This window comes from Photobacterium sp. R1 (assembly GCF_054600795.1).
In genome coordinates, this window is sequence record NZ_BAAHZP010000015.1 from 81,788 (window position 1) to 95,220 (window position 13,433).

Consider the following 13,433-nt stretch of genomic DNA (forward strand, 5'->3'; position numbering starts at 1 on the left):
TTATAAGTGTCGCATCCCAACCAACAAAGGATGTGAGCCTCAATGGAAACTGCGATTCAAGCTGCACTGTTTCAACAGCAATTTGGGTTGTGGGTTGTCGGTGCGGTGTTCTTCGCCGGACTGCTGACCAGTCTGACCCCCTGTGTTTATCCCATGCTGCCGATCACTGTGTCTGTGGTCGGGAGTCAGGCAACCAGCCGCTGGCAGGCACTGGGGCTGTCAGTCAGCTATGTGCTGGGTCTTGCTGTGGTCTATGCCTTGCTGGGCATCCTGGCCGCGACAACCGGTCAGTTATTCGGTGCGGTTGCGACGCATCCGCTGACCCTGATTGTGGTGGCAATATTCTGCTTCTCGATGGCGGCCTGGATGCTTGGCTGGATCAACCTGCCCGGGCTGGCGCTGAACCTGCCTTCTTCTGAATCCCGCCAGCGGCCAGTACTGGGGACGTTTGTGGCCGGAGCCTGTTCCGGGCTGGTGATGGCTCCCTGCACATCTCCGGTGCTGGGCATGCTGCTGATGTATGTGGCGGCTTCCGGTAATGCGTACTGGGCGGCGTTGCTGATGTTTGTGTTTGCCCTGGGAATGAGTGCCTTACTGGTGCTGGCCGGTACGTTCAGTGGCCTGTTGGCATCCATGCCCCGATCGGGCCAGTGGATGAACCGGGTGAAATGGCTGATGGCTGTGGTGATGGCCGGAGCGGGATCTTTCTTTTTGTTTCAGGCAATTTAAATGGAGATGTGATGAAAATGTCTGTTTTGATCAACCGAGGAATGCAGGCTGCGGCTTTCGCGCTTGCGATATCAATACCGGCTGTACAGGCCATTGAACTGGATGAAGCAGCGCCGGTGTTTCAGGCGAAAACGCTGTCGGGTCAAACCTTTAACATCGCGGATTATCTGGGGAAGAAGCCGGTGTATCTCAAATTCTGGGCAACCTGGTGCAACTACTGCAAATCTGAAATGCCGCATCTGAATGCCATTGAACAACAGTATGGTGATGATATCGCTGTGGTGTCCGTGAATATTGGCCTGAATGATTCCGTTGCAAATATTCAGCAGTTTTTCCGGCAGGAAGGCTACAGCGTCCCGACTATTTTTGATCGGAAGGGGGAAATTACTCAGAAATATCAGGTGGTTGGCACCCCTTATCATGTATTGATCGATAAAAACGGCAAGGTGGCCTACCGCACGTTTCTGGCAACCGATCAACTGGATCAGCTGATTGAAAGCTGGGGTCAGCAAGACGTCGCACAGCACTGAATGTTCGGAGGACAACACCATGAAACGATTGACGATTTTATACACTCTACCCGTACTGGCCAGCCTGTGTTTTTCGGCGTTGGTTCAGTCTGAACCTGCCGTATCGCTGCTGGAAAAACAACAGACACTGGCCGGGACACCGGTGCAGCTGAACGAGAACCGTATCACGCATCTGGTGTTCATCGAAATCTGGGCCAGCTATGCCGGTTCAGGCCCGGAAGCGTTTGTGGCGAGCCTGCCGGAATCTTTTCAGAAACGTACGGATCGGATCTGGGTTCAGCCGGAGATCAATGTTACCCGGGCCCAGCTGCTGGAATTTCAGGGATACTACCCGCAAGTGGCTCCCATTGTGCTGGATCGCGGACGGCATTTACTGACAGGCTTCGGTTTGTGGCAGACCCCGGCCCATGTCCTGATTGAGAAAGGCAAGGTCGTGTTCAGTGGCAGCAATGAAGCCTTGCTGGACTATCTTGAGCCGGGCAGAAAAACGGCCGAAGCAAAAGCCCAAACCTGGGATGCACTGCAGCCACCGACGGCAGCCGCAAGTACGCCGGTCAAAGCAAAGCCTTATGTTGTTCCTCATGTGGGGGATACCGCGCCATTATTTCAGCGCCAGACGATGTCGGATCAACCGGTCTCTTTGGCAGCACTGTTGCAGCAGGGTCAGGCGCAGCAGCCGGTTTCTTTAGTGTTTCTGGATGCCTTGTGTCCGATGCCGCATTTCCCGGATTGTGAGCAGAAGATTGCGCAGTGGCAGCAACGGGTGGCGAAAGATAGCGCACGGCGCTGGGTGGGCGTGATCAGCGGTTATTATATTGATGCGTCGATTGCGTCAGCCTTTGCTGAAAAATTTGGTCTGACGGCACCACTGATCTTTGATACCGACAACAGTGTTTTCACCCAGTACGGTATTCATGCCACACCGTATCAGGTGGATGTCGGCCGTGACGGACGCATTGTCTATCGCGGAGATCGTCTGCACTGAGTCTGGTCGGGTTGCCTGGTCGGTGTGTTGTGATGGAACAGGTCTGCCAGACGGGCAATCAGCGGTTCGATAGCATTCAGCGAGACATTGCCAAAGCCAAGGACGGCCCCCTGCCAGCATCTGGCGGATGGCTGTGCATGTTCATAATAACTCAGCGGCCGCAGGACAATTCCTGCGGCTTCTGCTGTCTTCACAAAGGTCATTTCATCCATCCCATGCTGCCATTTGACGGTGAGATGTAACCCGGCGGGCTGGCTGATAACTTCCAGTGTGTCGCCAAAATACCGGGCAATCATGGCCAGCATCCGCTGATGCTTTTCTTTGTACAACCGACGCATTTTGCGGATATGACGCAGCAGATCCCCTTCCTGAATAAAATCTGCCAGGGCAGCCTGTGTCAGGGCAGGTGTATCGCCGGTCAGGGCATCTTTGAGCATCAGGCAGCGTGGCATCAGTTCGGCGGGAACCACCAGATAGCCCAGCCGCAGGCCGTTGAACAGGACTTTACTGAATGAACCGGCGTAGAGGATCTGCTGATCGTTCCCCATCTGTCCTGCTAATCCCTGCATGCTGGTGTAGGGACGGTGGGCAAACTGGAACTCACTGTCATAGTCGTCTTCGATGATCCAGCGCTTTCCCTGCACCGCCCATTCAATCAGTCTGAGTCGTTGCTCTGTATTGAGCGTTGTTCCCATCGGGTACTGATTACTGGGGGTGAGATAGAGCGCATGGGCCGAACTGCTCAGCACCGCGTCGACATCCAGCCCCAGTGAAGGCAGAACCGGCAGCGGCAAGTCATCGTAGCCCTGCCAGTCGATGATCTTGCGCATTTGTGTATATCCCGGCTGCTCCATCAGGATTTGATCGCCGCGGCTGAGCGTGGCCATCAAGGCCAGTGAGAGGGCCTGCTGGGCGCCGGACGTAATGAGGATCCGGCCGGGATCACAGTGGACCGAACGGCTGGTAGCCAGATAGTCGGATATTGCCTGGCGCAGTTCGGGTAAGCCCTGCAAGTCCTGATTTCCCATCAGGGCTTGGCGTCCGGCATGGCGCTGCAGCAGCTTTTGCCATTTGGCGGCAGGAAAGGCGGCCAGATCCGGCACGCCCGGTGCAAACGGGGCATTGATGTCCAGAGTCGGCTGAACCGGTGCTCTGGCCGGTGACGATAATGAAGCGGGCAGGTAATGATCCGGCAGTTCGACGGTGACATAAAAGCCGGATCCCAGACGGCTCTCAATGTAACCTTCGGCGACCAGCTGCTCGTAGGCGGCCGTCACCGTGTTTCGGCTCAGTGCCAGTTCCTGCGCCAGCTTGCGGGTGGACGGCAGTTTTCCGCCCGTGGGCCACAGATGACGGACAATCTTCGTTCGGATCGCATGAAACAGGCGCTCCTGACGCGTCCCGGTTCCGCCGGCGATCGAGAGATCACCGGTTTCAATCGGGGCTGGATTCGGGCGAGGCATAACCGGACCTTACAATCGGATGATTCAGATGAAAATGAGCAGACCAGTTTAACGGCTGCCGATCATTTTTCCTGCGTTATCCGTTGTGTTTCAGAAATTGAAGTAATCCCGGATATTCCAGTTCCAAAGCTTCCCGCCGCAGTTTGGCCAGAGAGCAGTTTCCGCGGTCAACGTGGGAGATCAGCCCGGCATCTTTCAGGATCTTGAAGTGATGAGAGCGGGTGGCTTTGGAGACGGTCAGCCCGAATGAAGTGCAGTGACGCTCTGCATTTTCTTCGTCGTGAAGCAAATCAAGCATGATCTTCAGCCTGATGGGATGGGCCAGGGCTTTGAGGATGTCTAACATGGCTGCCTGCCCGCAGCTGTCGCTTTTTTCCTGTTCCGGCATGGTCATTTTCCGAATAGATGAAAATATAAAACCATTGACATAGCCAAAGGTTCTCTTTAAGGTTCGAAAAAATTCGAACGTATGAAAATAATTGTACGTAAGATTTAACTCAAACCATTGTAGTGGCAACAGGAAACAATGTCATGGAAGACCGTTGCCCTGCATATCAACCGCGAAGTCAATTCGAAGGACGCAAGATGATTGAGACAAAGTCCCCACCCCCCAGCTTCATTCTGGCAGCGGTGCTGCTTGCTGTGTTTGTCGTACCCGGTTCTATTTCAGGGACGGCCGTTGCACTGCCTTTTATCAGCGCAGATTTGCAGGCCGACTCCACCCGTCTTCAGTGGGTGGTCAATGCGTTTAACCTGACTTTTGCCTGCTTTACGCTGATTTGGGGCACCCTTTCAGACAGCCTCGGCCGGAAACGCGCATTCATAACCGGAGCGTGCCTTTATGCGCTGGCTTCTGCCGGTTCACTGTTCTCGCCGGACGTGCTGTGGCTGGATCTGTTCCGGGCAATGGCCGGTATCGGCGGGGCTGCTATCTTCGCGTGCGGCAGTGCGATTCTGATCAGCGTGTTTGAGGGGCACCAGCGTACCCGGGCTTTTGCACTCTTTGGTATGACGGCTGGACTGGGGATTACGCTGGGACCGACGATCTCCGGTGCATTGCTGGAATGGTCGGGCTGGCAGGCGATTTTCGGACTGCATGCCGGGGTCTTATGCATCGTGCTCATACTCAGTGTCTATATACCTGCGGATCTGCCAGCCAATCAGCGAACCGGCAGGTTAGATGTGACGGGGGCCGCACTCTTTATCGGCACGATGTTGCTGATGATGCTGACAATATCGCAGGGTACCGACTGGGGCTGGCTCAGTCTCGAAACCCTGATGAGTACTGCGATGGCGGTGTTGTTGCTGGCTGCTTTTGTGTTCAGGGTCAGCCGGTCAGCGCAACCGGTGTTGAATTTGGCGCTGCTCAGAAACCGCCGATTTTCAGGGCTGATACTGGTACCTGTGGCTGCGAGTTTTACCTTTGTGACTTTACTGACTTACTTCCCGACTTATCTGACCGGTGCCATGCAGATGCCGCCCTCAAAGGCGGGTTTCACAATGCTGTTCCTGACCTCGCCGGTGCTTATCTTTCCGCTGATTGCCGGAAGACTGGCCGCCAGAGGCATCAGCCCTGACCGGCTGATGTGCCTGAGTCTGGGCAGTCTGCTGACGGGTACTGCGTTGTTGCTGGTGTCGGTTGAGCCGCTCAATTCTTTCGGGATGATTGCTGTGTCGCTGCTGATGATCGGGATGGGCATGGGGATGTCTGCCGGTTTGGTGGATGGGGAAGCTTTGGGTTGTGTCGGTCCGCATGAAACCGGTATGGCTGCCGGATTGCTGAACACTTTCCGTTTGGGCAGCGAAGCTGTGGCTGTGGCGCTGTATGGCTCCCTGCTGAGTGCGAGCCTGACGCAGCTGGGTTCTGGTTCGCTGGAGCAGGCCGGGCAATCTCAGCTGCTGAACCCAGCGATTTCAAGCTCTCAGGAAGCCTTCGTGCACACCAATGTTGTGTTGCTGACTGTGGCGTTTTTGGTGTCGGTTGTGAGTGTGTTTTTGATACGGGGCCGGGTGAAAGTCGTTCAGGTCAGCGCATAACTGGCCCCACCTTTTGTTTGAAACTGGCTCTGAAAATCAGGCCAGTTGCGCAGTACATTGCCCGTATTATCTGAAATGTACTGAATGCAGGGATGTTATGTTATCGACCACACCAAGAACCACGATCAAAAAAGCGTCGCACAAAGCTGCCGTTGAACAGGAAAAACTGTATCAGATCATCGATCAAAGCCTGATCGCACATATTGCGGTGAATGAGGCACAGGGCCCGGTGGTGATCCCGATGCTGGCCTGGCGAGTGGATCAGCATGTTTATATTCACGGTGCCAACAACAGCCGCCTGATCCGTGCGCTCAAAAAGGCGGAGCAGAGCTGTCTGACTTTCACCCTGTTTGACGGCTGGGTGCTGGCCCGTTACGCTTTTCACCACAGTGCGCATTACCGCTCTGCAGTGGTTTATGGTCAGTTTGAAACGGTTGAAGATGCATTGGAGAAGGATCGCCTGCTGAATCATTTTATTGAGCAGATTGCCCCGGGGCGGACGCAGGAAATCCGGCTGAGCAATGCCAGAGAGCTGGCTGCAACGTCGGTGTTACGGATCCCGCTCAGCGAGGCGTCGGTGAAGATCAGCAACGGAGATGTGAAAGATGATCTGGCGGATCTGGATGTGCCGGTCTGGGCCGGAATGATGCCGTACCGGACAGTGATTGGGCCGCTGAAAGCTGCTGCTGATTTGCATGAGTCGATCCCGACGCCGGATTACCGTGCACCTTATGGCGATCGGTGGCACGAGCACGCGCATCAGGGATGATTCAGCGCGCCACTGAAAGCTTTCTCCGGACAGCCCTCATTTGTGTTCAGTTGTTTGTACTGAGTTCAGAGGGCTGTATCTGCGATGTCAGGTATTACTGCCGGTTGACGAGATGAAAGCCGACCGAGGGGGTGACCCGGCCAAGGACATAAGCCAGTTTCGACAGGCCGACCCGGATCTCATCGTGGTTCCGTTGTAATCCGGTGATGGTTTCATGGGCCACGCACTGTGGTGTCATCGCCCGGACCGTAGCCGGTAATCCGTTCTGGTGAAAAGGAGTGTCGACCAGCGGCGGCAGGACTTCCACCACCCGCAGGTCGTAATTTTTCACCTGTTCGCGCAGGCTCTGGGTAAAACTGTGCAGTCCGGCTTTGGCAGCACAGTAGTACGGATTAGCCGCTTTCGGGTTGTACACCAGCCCGGTGGTGACATTGATGATCATGGCGCCGGGTTGTTGCAGCAGCCGGGGCAGGGCATTGAGGGTCATGCCGATATGGGCTTCCAGATTATGGCGCAGTTCCAGCTCGTAATCTTCACATCGGTCTTCATGATCATCGTCATGGTCGGGTTCACGGTCAGCGCTGTCGGGTTGCCGCGCTGCCAGATTGTGCGGGCGGCTCCAGCCTGCGTTGTTGATCAGGACATCAAAATTCGGGTAATGATCATCCAGCCAGCGAAACAAAGCATGGCGCTCATTTTTCTCGGCAATATCCAGGCTGAATGTCACCACGCCCCGCGCTTCCAGCCGTGCCAGTTTTTCTTTATCCCGTCCCAGCACGATCACCGTATTTTCCGGTTGTAGTCGTTTGACCAGCTCAAGCCCGATGCCAGAGCTGCCGCCGGAAATTACAATGGTTTTGCCGATCAGTTTTTGTGGTTTCATGTGTCCTCCTGTTGCCGTTTCACGGCCTTGATATAGGTACAGGAGCAACATTAAGGCTGCCGGGCGGGAAACACTTTAACAAAGGTTAAAACGGCCTGATTTTTGTTTTACATGTGCCGCTGATAGGCATTCTGGACACCGAGCCGGGCACGGATCCGCGACAGCGAAACTTCGGATATCCCCAGATACGAGGCGATATGGTAATTGGGGAGTGTTTGATGGAGGGCCGGATACTGAGCGCAGAACTGCTGGTACAGCTCTGTGGGTGACAGCAGTAGCAGATCTGCTTCTCGGGTTTCTTTTTTCAGAGCCAGCCGGGTGAGCAGTGCCTGACTGAGCGACTGCCATACCGGATGTGCTGTGCAAAGCTGCCGGAAAGCCGTAAACGGTAGTGACAGACACAGGGTGTCCTGCAAGGCTTCACAGCCAAAACGGGCCGGTTCACCGGTATGCATGGAAGACAGGCTTGAAGCGACATCTGCTGTTTGCAGAAAGGACTTATTCCGCCGGGTACCATCCGGTTTGATGTAATAGTGGCACGCCAGTCCCTGACTGATAAAGCGCAGTTCCGGCGTCCGGTCTCCCGGATGAAAAATGGCTTCGCCGGCCCGGTATCTGACCTCGCGCGCCAGCATTAGAAGTTGCGCCCAGTCTTCATCGTCAACCGGCGTCAGCTGGTGAAGCGTGTGATGCAGTGCTGTATGCGGCGAGGTGATGTCCATGGGCGATGCTCCTGCGTTGGTCTTTAAAACGCCTCCAATAGCCATGCATCTTAGCGTGATGGATTCATGACGCGTGTTGGTAGCAGGGGAAGGAGACGTGCGGAAAATCTTAACATCATCTGCTGTGGGGCGATGCGAGCAAGTGCACATCAGGGCACAGCATATTTAATGTTATCCGTGAGCTTTCCGCATGAAATGATCTGGTGCCTTATATCTGTTGAGGCTTAGTGAAGAGAATGTCCGATGCTTGAAAATAACGCCTCGAATAATGAGTTTCTGTGGTCTAAGATCAAAAGCTTACTGGGAACGACCATTTCTACGATTGGTTGCTTTTATTTCTGCTTGCTTGCGTATCAGATGTTTACCAAGTCTTTCTATTATGCTGAGCCAGAAAGTTTCGCCTATCAGGGGATGGCGCTGGGGGCTTTGCTGATCGCTGTGCCCTTTTTTCTGTTCGGTGTGAAATCATTCCTGTTGCTGCTGGGGAAACGACGCTAAACCGCTGCATCCTGTCTGCTTCGCCTGAATTGACCAAAATGCCTGGCGCGTTTTCAAGATTCAGGCGCTACTGTAATCAAATCGTTTGTGCTGCTGAAAAGTCGGCGATCTGGCCACAAGCCGGATGCCGGATATGCGATCTATTTTCCTGTCTGATCCAAGCTACTGACACTCCCTGACAAAGCGGTGTGATTTACTGCGTTTGAAATCAAACCAAGGAGAAATCACATGACGCAACAAAATGTAGTCGAAATCGTTCAATTCAAACTGGCTTCCGGCGTTTCAGAGTCCGATTTCATGACGGCGAATGAAGCATTTCAGGCCTGGGTGCTGCAACAACCAGGGTTGTTGTACCGTTCGTTGACAAAAGGCAGTGAGAGTCAGGAATATACCGATATCATTTACTGGGAATCGATGGCCCATGCCAAAGCGGTCACAGAGGCATTCTCGGGTGTGCCGGTCTGTCAGCAGCTCAACCAGTTGATTGACAAAGCAAGTGTGGCCATCACGCATCATACAGTGGTGTCACAATCAGCCTGTACGGGCTGAGGTCATACAATGGAATGAAGGGTTGGTATCGTGCATAAATCAGAACGTCTGTTCCAGCTGGTGAATTTGCTTAAAGGGCGGCGTCTGGCCATCACGGCAAAAACGCTGGCGGAACGGTTCAGTGTGTCAGAACGGACAATTTACCGCGATATCCAGCATCTTCAGAGTTCAGGCGTTCCCATTGAGGGTGAAGCGGGCATCGGCTATCTCATTGCCGATTATCCGCTTCCGCCGATGATGTTCACGTATGATGAACTCACGGCACTTTTGCTGGGAAGCAAAATGGTAGATGCCTGGACCGATACACACCTCGGCGAGAATGCAAAGTCTGCGATTGCCAAAATAGAAGCCGTGCTGCCGAAGCATCTGAAACAGCAGCACGACCATTCACCATATCTGGTTTCAAGCTTTAACCACGGCCCGCAACAGAAAGTCTTCAGCGCCCGGTTGCGCTCCGCGATTGAGTCAAAAAATATTGTTGTTCTGCATTATCAGGACGTTGAATCGCGGCAGACACGGCGTCCGGTCGAACCGCTGGGGCTGGTCTACTGGGGCGGCAAATGGACGTTGATTGCCTTTTGCCAGTTGCGCCATGACTACCGCGAGTTCCGGTTAGACCGAATCCTTGATGTTGAGCTTACCGAACAGCACTTTGCGAGCCATGCGCAGAAAAATCTCAGTCATTATGTTGCGCTTGTGAAAGCGAAATATGCGGCACTGGCAGCCGAAGGGATTCACGGCGCAGACTGTGATGGTCCGGCTGAAGGATAATATCAAACGCGTGACTGAACTGACGTGTGAACAACACCAGCCGTAAAACATCAGGCGTTCAACGAAAAAGCAAAGAGATGTCCGTCCGGGCTCGTCTGCATCTGCTTTCCAGCCCAAATAGATCCATTGTTCGTCCGAATTTCACGGCGCCATGCCAAGTTTTGGAAGGTGCTTGCTAATTCCCCCAAAGCATGATTTGGCGTTTATTGGGTCGCAAATGGGATATAACACAGGTTTTGAATAAATTTGTTGTTGTTATTTTATGCGTTTATGTAATTCCTTAACTACGCTATCAATGCTCGCTTCAAATGCTCACATTATTGTCATAACGCTGAGTACCGGCGCAGAAAAACACAACAAAAGATGGAAGATGATATGAATAAAAAGCACTTGGCAATTGCAGTGGCAGCTGCATTCTATGGATCGCAGGCTTTGGCAGTGGAATTGTATAACGAAGCAAATACCACTTTTGCAATCGGTGGACATGTTTCTGTTGGGCTTGGCGGTTCTGATGAGGGTGAAACTGAAGTTCAGCAAGTTTCACCGCGTATTAACTTTCTTGCGACACAAGATATCGGAAACGGCTTCACCGCTGATGCAAAAGGCGAGTGGGCACTGAATTATCTGGAAGGCGGCGAGGAAACCTTCTCCACGCGTCTGGGTTACATTGGTGTATCGCACAAAGCTTATGGACGTGGCGTAGTGGGCACGCAGTGGTCTCCATATTACGATGGCGCCGGCATTGCGGATTTGCCTATCGCGTTTGCGAACGACTTCCTGTATGACGATCAGGGTCCGCTGGGTACTGCCCGGGCTGAGAGAATGATCTCCTACCGGAATAGTTACAATTTCAATCAGGCGGGTGTGTTCTCGTTTGGCCTGGGCTGGCAAGGGAAAACCACCGGTGAAGAACTGGCTGGTGCTGACGCAGAATATGATGCGCGCTTCCAGATTGCGCTGAACTATTCCATCATGGGCTTTGGTCTGAACTATGCCTACAACACCGGCGATGTGAAGACGGCAGCCATTGATGACACGGCGGTTTCGCACATGTTCAGTGCCAATTACGGGACTTATGGGGATGGCCTGTACGTTGCTGTGGTGTATGCCATGAACGAGTACATGAACCAGGGGCTGGAAGAGTCGATTGCGATTGAAGGTCTGCTGGCCTATGCCTTACCCAACAGCCTCAACCTGAGTGTGAACTACGAGTCGGTCGACGACGACAAGAACAACGACACCATCTTCAGTCAGATGGCGCTCCAGGCGGAATATAACTTTACGCCGACCTTTGTCGGGTTCGCGGGCTACCAGTTTGACTTAGGAAACGATATCAACGTTCCAGAAGATGACATGTGGATTCTGGGGATGCGTTACTACCTGTAACCGATTCAACCAAACCATCCAAGTCAGCGCTGCGGGGAAACCTGCGGCGCTTTTTTGTCTGCATTTTTCTGATTGAATGCCTGCTTTTTAGTGAATTCTCTTTCTTGTTTTTTTCACAGAACTTTGATTCTTGGGCTCATGCTTGAAGAACGAAGTGTGCAATGGTTTTGGGATTTTTTATTGCGAAGGTGAAGCGCAGAAGTATATCATTTTCTTTCTGTCGCTATTTGAAAGAAGGTAAATCAGTTGGGCGGTGATAATACACTGTTGTTCGACTGCGATCTTAAAGCAGTTGAACTATTGAAACATCTGGCAGTTTTCGATGCATCAGTCAGAGCAAAGTTTATCGAATCAAGATTGTCCATCGAAAAAGGTTTTGTTGGACAACCATACAGTCACAATGATGTCGTGGATTTACATATTCCATATCACAACCAATTGTATGGAATGAAGTACATCGAACTGTGTAACAATAAAATCGGCGTGGATTTTATTTCACCGAACACCTTAAAGTTCAAAAAAGTATATTTCTGTGCAAGTGTCGAAAATGGACTTTCAATTGAGGTGAAGTGTACCAAAACGGGTGAGTTTGATATCAAACCTCGTGAAGCCCATCGAATTAACAAACAGAAAATAAAAGATAGCGAAGTGGAGAGCGGGGCATTGCACTTGACGTGTCGGCATTCTGATTTTTATCTCTTTATTGAAACATGTGAACCGGAAGTCAGTGTATCCGATAAAAACGAGCAAGTTCAAGAGAATATGATTCCGCACCCATTTCATTTTATTAAAGATTACTGGCTAATCCCGACCTGTATAATTGAGTCGTCTCTCTCGGATTTCAATGATGATAAATTGAGCAAAGATGATGTCATCAAGTTGGAAAACAAGATAAAGACAAGAAAATCTAGAAAAATGGCACCTGAAACTGTTGCGTTATTGGTTTCCCTTCGTATCAAACAGTGGTTAATCAGCAGCGGAGAAGAAATTTTTGACAGGAAGATTTCATTAGATCAGAGAAAGCAGGAATCATTTCGAAAGAACGGTGGTAAATACAAGAAGAAGACGCACAGCACAGTACCTGAGTATTCATGAAGTAGGCAGGTACAAATATTGGGGTGTGCTGATTCATGAACGATCGTGAGGCTTGGTTACTACGTAATGATATCGAAGCCATTGTCAGTCGATGCCCGGTCATTGTGTCTCACGCTCTCACTCGCTTTGACTTCTATCCTCAACATAAATGAGCCTGACTCTGATCAGATTGATGCGATAAATTCTGCTGCCATTGCAACAGAGTAGATTCGTTTTCCCTGCAGGGTATCGAGGGAAAATTTTCTGGCTACGCATTGAAAGCGCTCTACAGAAATAAAGCTTTCAGCGAGAATCAGCTGTGGCTTCAATGCTTAAGCCAGATCGAAATGTCGAGCTTATTTTTCGTGAATAGCCGTTGCTTTAAAAAGAACCGCGATCATTGTCTTATCCTTATGAAAGTCAGTGTGTTGGGTTCAATATAACGTGGCGAAAAAAGGATACTTCGATGATGGGCTAAATGTGGTGTTTCGTCTTTTTAAAGGAGAGGCTAATTATGTTCGAAGGCTTTCTCTATCACTTTTTTCTGCACCACAAAGAAATATTATTCGGTTGTTCTCATTGTTCCCTTTATCAATGATATATTTAACCTCTTGCACTATGGTATCTAATTTTAAATCTGGAATACCTGCTAATAAACTCATGATAGTTAGCCGAAATGATGTTTTGGATATGTTACTTCTTTGTCGGTTATCAGTAAATTTTTTAACATAGTTTTGAGGCTACAACCATATGATCTCGAAATGACTATAAATGAGGGCTATGAATTGTTTAATGAAAAAAGCCGGAGCAGTTTTCACTGTTCCGGCTTCTCTGTATCTGGTGGCCCCTGACAGACTTGAACTGTCGACCAAGCGATTATGAGCGAAGGTCAGGTCTAGCAATCTACATTCGGGATTTCAGCACGAGACCTCACCATCCCATTCCTACCATCGAATCTGCTGGTCAGAAAATCACCGCCGCCACCGTCAGGGTGAGTAGAAAAAGTGTTGCGGGGGCGAGGGTGAGGACCGGAGTGA

At 51.5% G+C, this 13,433-nt stretch carries 14 protein-coding genes; 10 read left to right on the top strand and 4 right to left on the bottom strand.

Annotation, left to right across the window (positions count from 1 at the left end; translation table 11 throughout):
* Window positions 1–42 precede the first annotated feature (42 nt).
* Genes ACYP03_RS20150 through ACYP03_RS20160 form a run of 3 tightly spaced genes read left to right on the top strand, consistent with a single transcriptional unit; the run spans window position 43 to window position 2,244 of the window.
* A complete protein-coding gene (locus ACYP03_RS20150; protein ID WP_459781899.1) occupies window positions 43–729 on the top strand; it encodes a cytochrome c biogenesis protein CcdA in 687 nt (228 codons plus the stop codon).
* An 11-nt stretch (window positions 730–740) separates the two neighbouring features.
* Entirely contained in the window at window positions 741–1,259 is a 519-nt protein-coding gene (locus ACYP03_RS20155) for a TlpA family protein disulfide reductase (protein WP_248141511.1), read from the top strand.
* Window positions 1,260–1,278: 19 nt separating this feature from the next.
* Entirely contained in the window at window positions 1,279–2,244 is a 966-nt protein-coding gene (locus tag ACYP03_RS20160) for a peroxiredoxin family protein (protein WP_248141510.1), read from the top strand.
* Here ACYP03_RS20160 and pdxR read toward each other — a convergent pair.
* Together pdxR and ACYP03_RS20170 are read right to left on the bottom strand one after the other, a co-directional pair.
* Entirely contained in the window at window positions 2,220–3,707 is a 1,488-nt protein-coding gene (pdxR, locus tag ACYP03_RS20165) for a MocR-like pyridoxine biosynthesis transcription factor PdxR (RefSeq protein WP_459781900.1), read from the bottom strand. The genes ACYP03_RS20160 and pdxR overlap by 25 nt on opposite strands.
* Window positions 3,708–3,783: 76 nt before the next feature.
* Window positions 3,784–4,095, bottom strand: coding sequence for an ArsR/SmtB family transcription factor (locus tag ACYP03_RS20170; protein ID WP_459781901.1), 312 nt, complete (start codon window positions 4,093–4,095; stop codon window positions 3,784–3,786).
* Between the two features lie 197 nt (window positions 4,096–4,292).
* Here ACYP03_RS20170 and ACYP03_RS20175 point away from each other — a divergent pair, with 197 nt between their 5' ends.
* Window positions 4,293–5,744, top strand: coding sequence for an MFS transporter (locus ACYP03_RS20175; protein ID WP_459781902.1), 1,452 nt, complete (start codon window positions 4,293–4,295; stop codon window positions 5,742–5,744).
* 97 nt (window positions 5,745–5,841) lie between these two features.
* The gene (locus tag ACYP03_RS20180; protein WP_459781903.1) at window positions 5,842–6,513 is read left to right on the top strand and encodes a pyridoxamine 5'-phosphate oxidase family protein; all 672 of its coding nucleotides are present in this window, start codon (window positions 5,842–5,844) and stop codon (window positions 6,511–6,513) included.
* A 94-nt stretch (window positions 6,514–6,607) separates the two neighbouring features.
* On the opposite strand, the gene ACYP03_RS20185 is transcribed toward ACYP03_RS20180, so the two are convergent.
* Together ACYP03_RS20185 and ACYP03_RS20190 are read right to left on the bottom strand one after the other, a co-directional pair.
* Window positions 6,608–7,396 (bottom strand): SDR family oxidoreductase, encoded by a 789-nt coding sequence (locus tag ACYP03_RS20185; RefSeq protein ID WP_459781904.1) that lies wholly within the window; start codon window positions 7,394–7,396, stop codon window positions 6,608–6,610.
* A 107-nt stretch (window positions 7,397–7,503) separates the two neighbouring features.
* Window positions 7,504–8,118 (bottom strand): Crp/Fnr family transcriptional regulator, encoded by a 615-nt coding sequence (locus tag ACYP03_RS20190; protein ID WP_459781905.1) that lies wholly within the window; start codon window positions 8,116–8,118, stop codon window positions 7,504–7,506.
* Window positions 8,119–8,361: 243 nt separating this feature from the next.
* Between ACYP03_RS20190 and ACYP03_RS20195 the strand changes: the two genes are divergently transcribed.
* The 5 genes from ACYP03_RS20195 to ACYP03_RS20215 all read left to right on the top strand — a co-directional run bounded on the left by ACYP03_RS20195 (window position 8,362) and on the right by ACYP03_RS20215 (window position 12,417).
* Window positions 8,362–8,616: a hypothetical protein gene (locus ACYP03_RS20195; protein WP_248141503.1), complete on the top strand. Its 255-nt coding sequence runs from the start codon at window positions 8,362–8,364 to the stop codon at window positions 8,614–8,616.
* 228 nt (window positions 8,617–8,844) lie between these two features.
* Window positions 8,845–9,165, top strand: coding sequence for a hypothetical protein (locus ACYP03_RS20200; protein ID WP_248141502.1), 321 nt, complete (start codon window positions 8,845–8,847; stop codon window positions 9,163–9,165).
* Window positions 9,166–9,195: 30 nt separating this feature from the next.
* Window positions 9,196–9,936, top strand: coding sequence for a helix-turn-helix transcriptional regulator (locus ACYP03_RS20205; RefSeq protein WP_459781906.1), 741 nt, complete (start codon window positions 9,196–9,198; stop codon window positions 9,934–9,936).
* 375 nt (window positions 9,937–10,311) lie between these two features.
* Complete coding sequence (locus ACYP03_RS20210) at window positions 10,312–11,322, top strand: porin (protein ID WP_248141500.1); 1,011 nt, start codon at window positions 10,312–10,314, stop codon at window positions 11,320–11,322.
* A 246-nt stretch (window positions 11,323–11,568) separates the two neighbouring features.
* The gene (locus tag ACYP03_RS20215) at window positions 11,569–12,417 is read left to right on the top strand and encodes a hypothetical protein (protein ID WP_459781907.1); all 849 of its coding nucleotides are present in this window, start codon (window positions 11,569–11,571) and stop codon (window positions 12,415–12,417) included.
* Window positions 12,418–13,433 lie beyond the last annotated feature (1,016 nt).

Bases quoted from the DNA above. Each gene is read 5' to 3' on its own strand.
- ACYP03_RS20150 (WP_459781899.1), top strand. From the start codon at position 43: ATGGAAACTGCGATTCAAGCTGCACTGTTTCAACAGCAATTTGGGTTG.
- ACYP03_RS20155 (WP_248141511.1), top strand. From the start codon at position 741: ATGAAAATGTCTGTTTTGATCAACCGAGGAATGCAGGCTGCGGCTTTC.
- ACYP03_RS20160 (WP_248141510.1), top strand. From the start codon at position 1,279: ATGAAACGATTGACGATTTTATACACTCTACCCGTACTGGCCAGCCTG.
- pdxR (WP_459781900.1), bottom strand. From the start codon at position 3,707: ATGCCTCGCCCGAATCCAGCCCCGATTGAAACCGGTGATCTCTCGATC.
- ACYP03_RS20170 (WP_459781901.1), bottom strand. From the start codon at position 4,095: ATGCCGGAACAGGAAAAAAGCGACAGCTGCGGGCAGGCAGCCATGTTA.
- ACYP03_RS20175 (WP_459781902.1), top strand. From the start codon at position 4,293: ATGATTGAGACAAAGTCCCCACCCCCCAGCTTCATTCTGGCAGCGGTG.
- ACYP03_RS20180 (WP_459781903.1), top strand. From the start codon at position 5,842: ATGTTATCGACCACACCAAGAACCACGATCAAAAAAGCGTCGCACAAA.
- ACYP03_RS20185 (WP_459781904.1), bottom strand. From the start codon at position 7,396: ATGAAACCACAAAAACTGATCGGCAAAACCATTGTAATTTCCGGCGGC.
- ACYP03_RS20190 (WP_459781905.1), bottom strand. From the start codon at position 8,118: ATGGACATCACCTCGCCGCATACAGCACTGCATCACACGCTTCACCAG.
- ACYP03_RS20195 (WP_248141503.1), top strand. From the start codon at position 8,362: ATGCTTGAAAATAACGCCTCGAATAATGAGTTTCTGTGGTCTAAGATC.
- ACYP03_RS20200 (WP_248141502.1), top strand. From the start codon at position 8,845: ATGACGCAACAAAATGTAGTCGAAATCGTTCAATTCAAACTGGCTTCC.
- ACYP03_RS20210 (WP_248141500.1), top strand. From the start codon at position 10,312: ATGAATAAAAAGCACTTGGCAATTGCAGTGGCAGCTGCATTCTATGGA.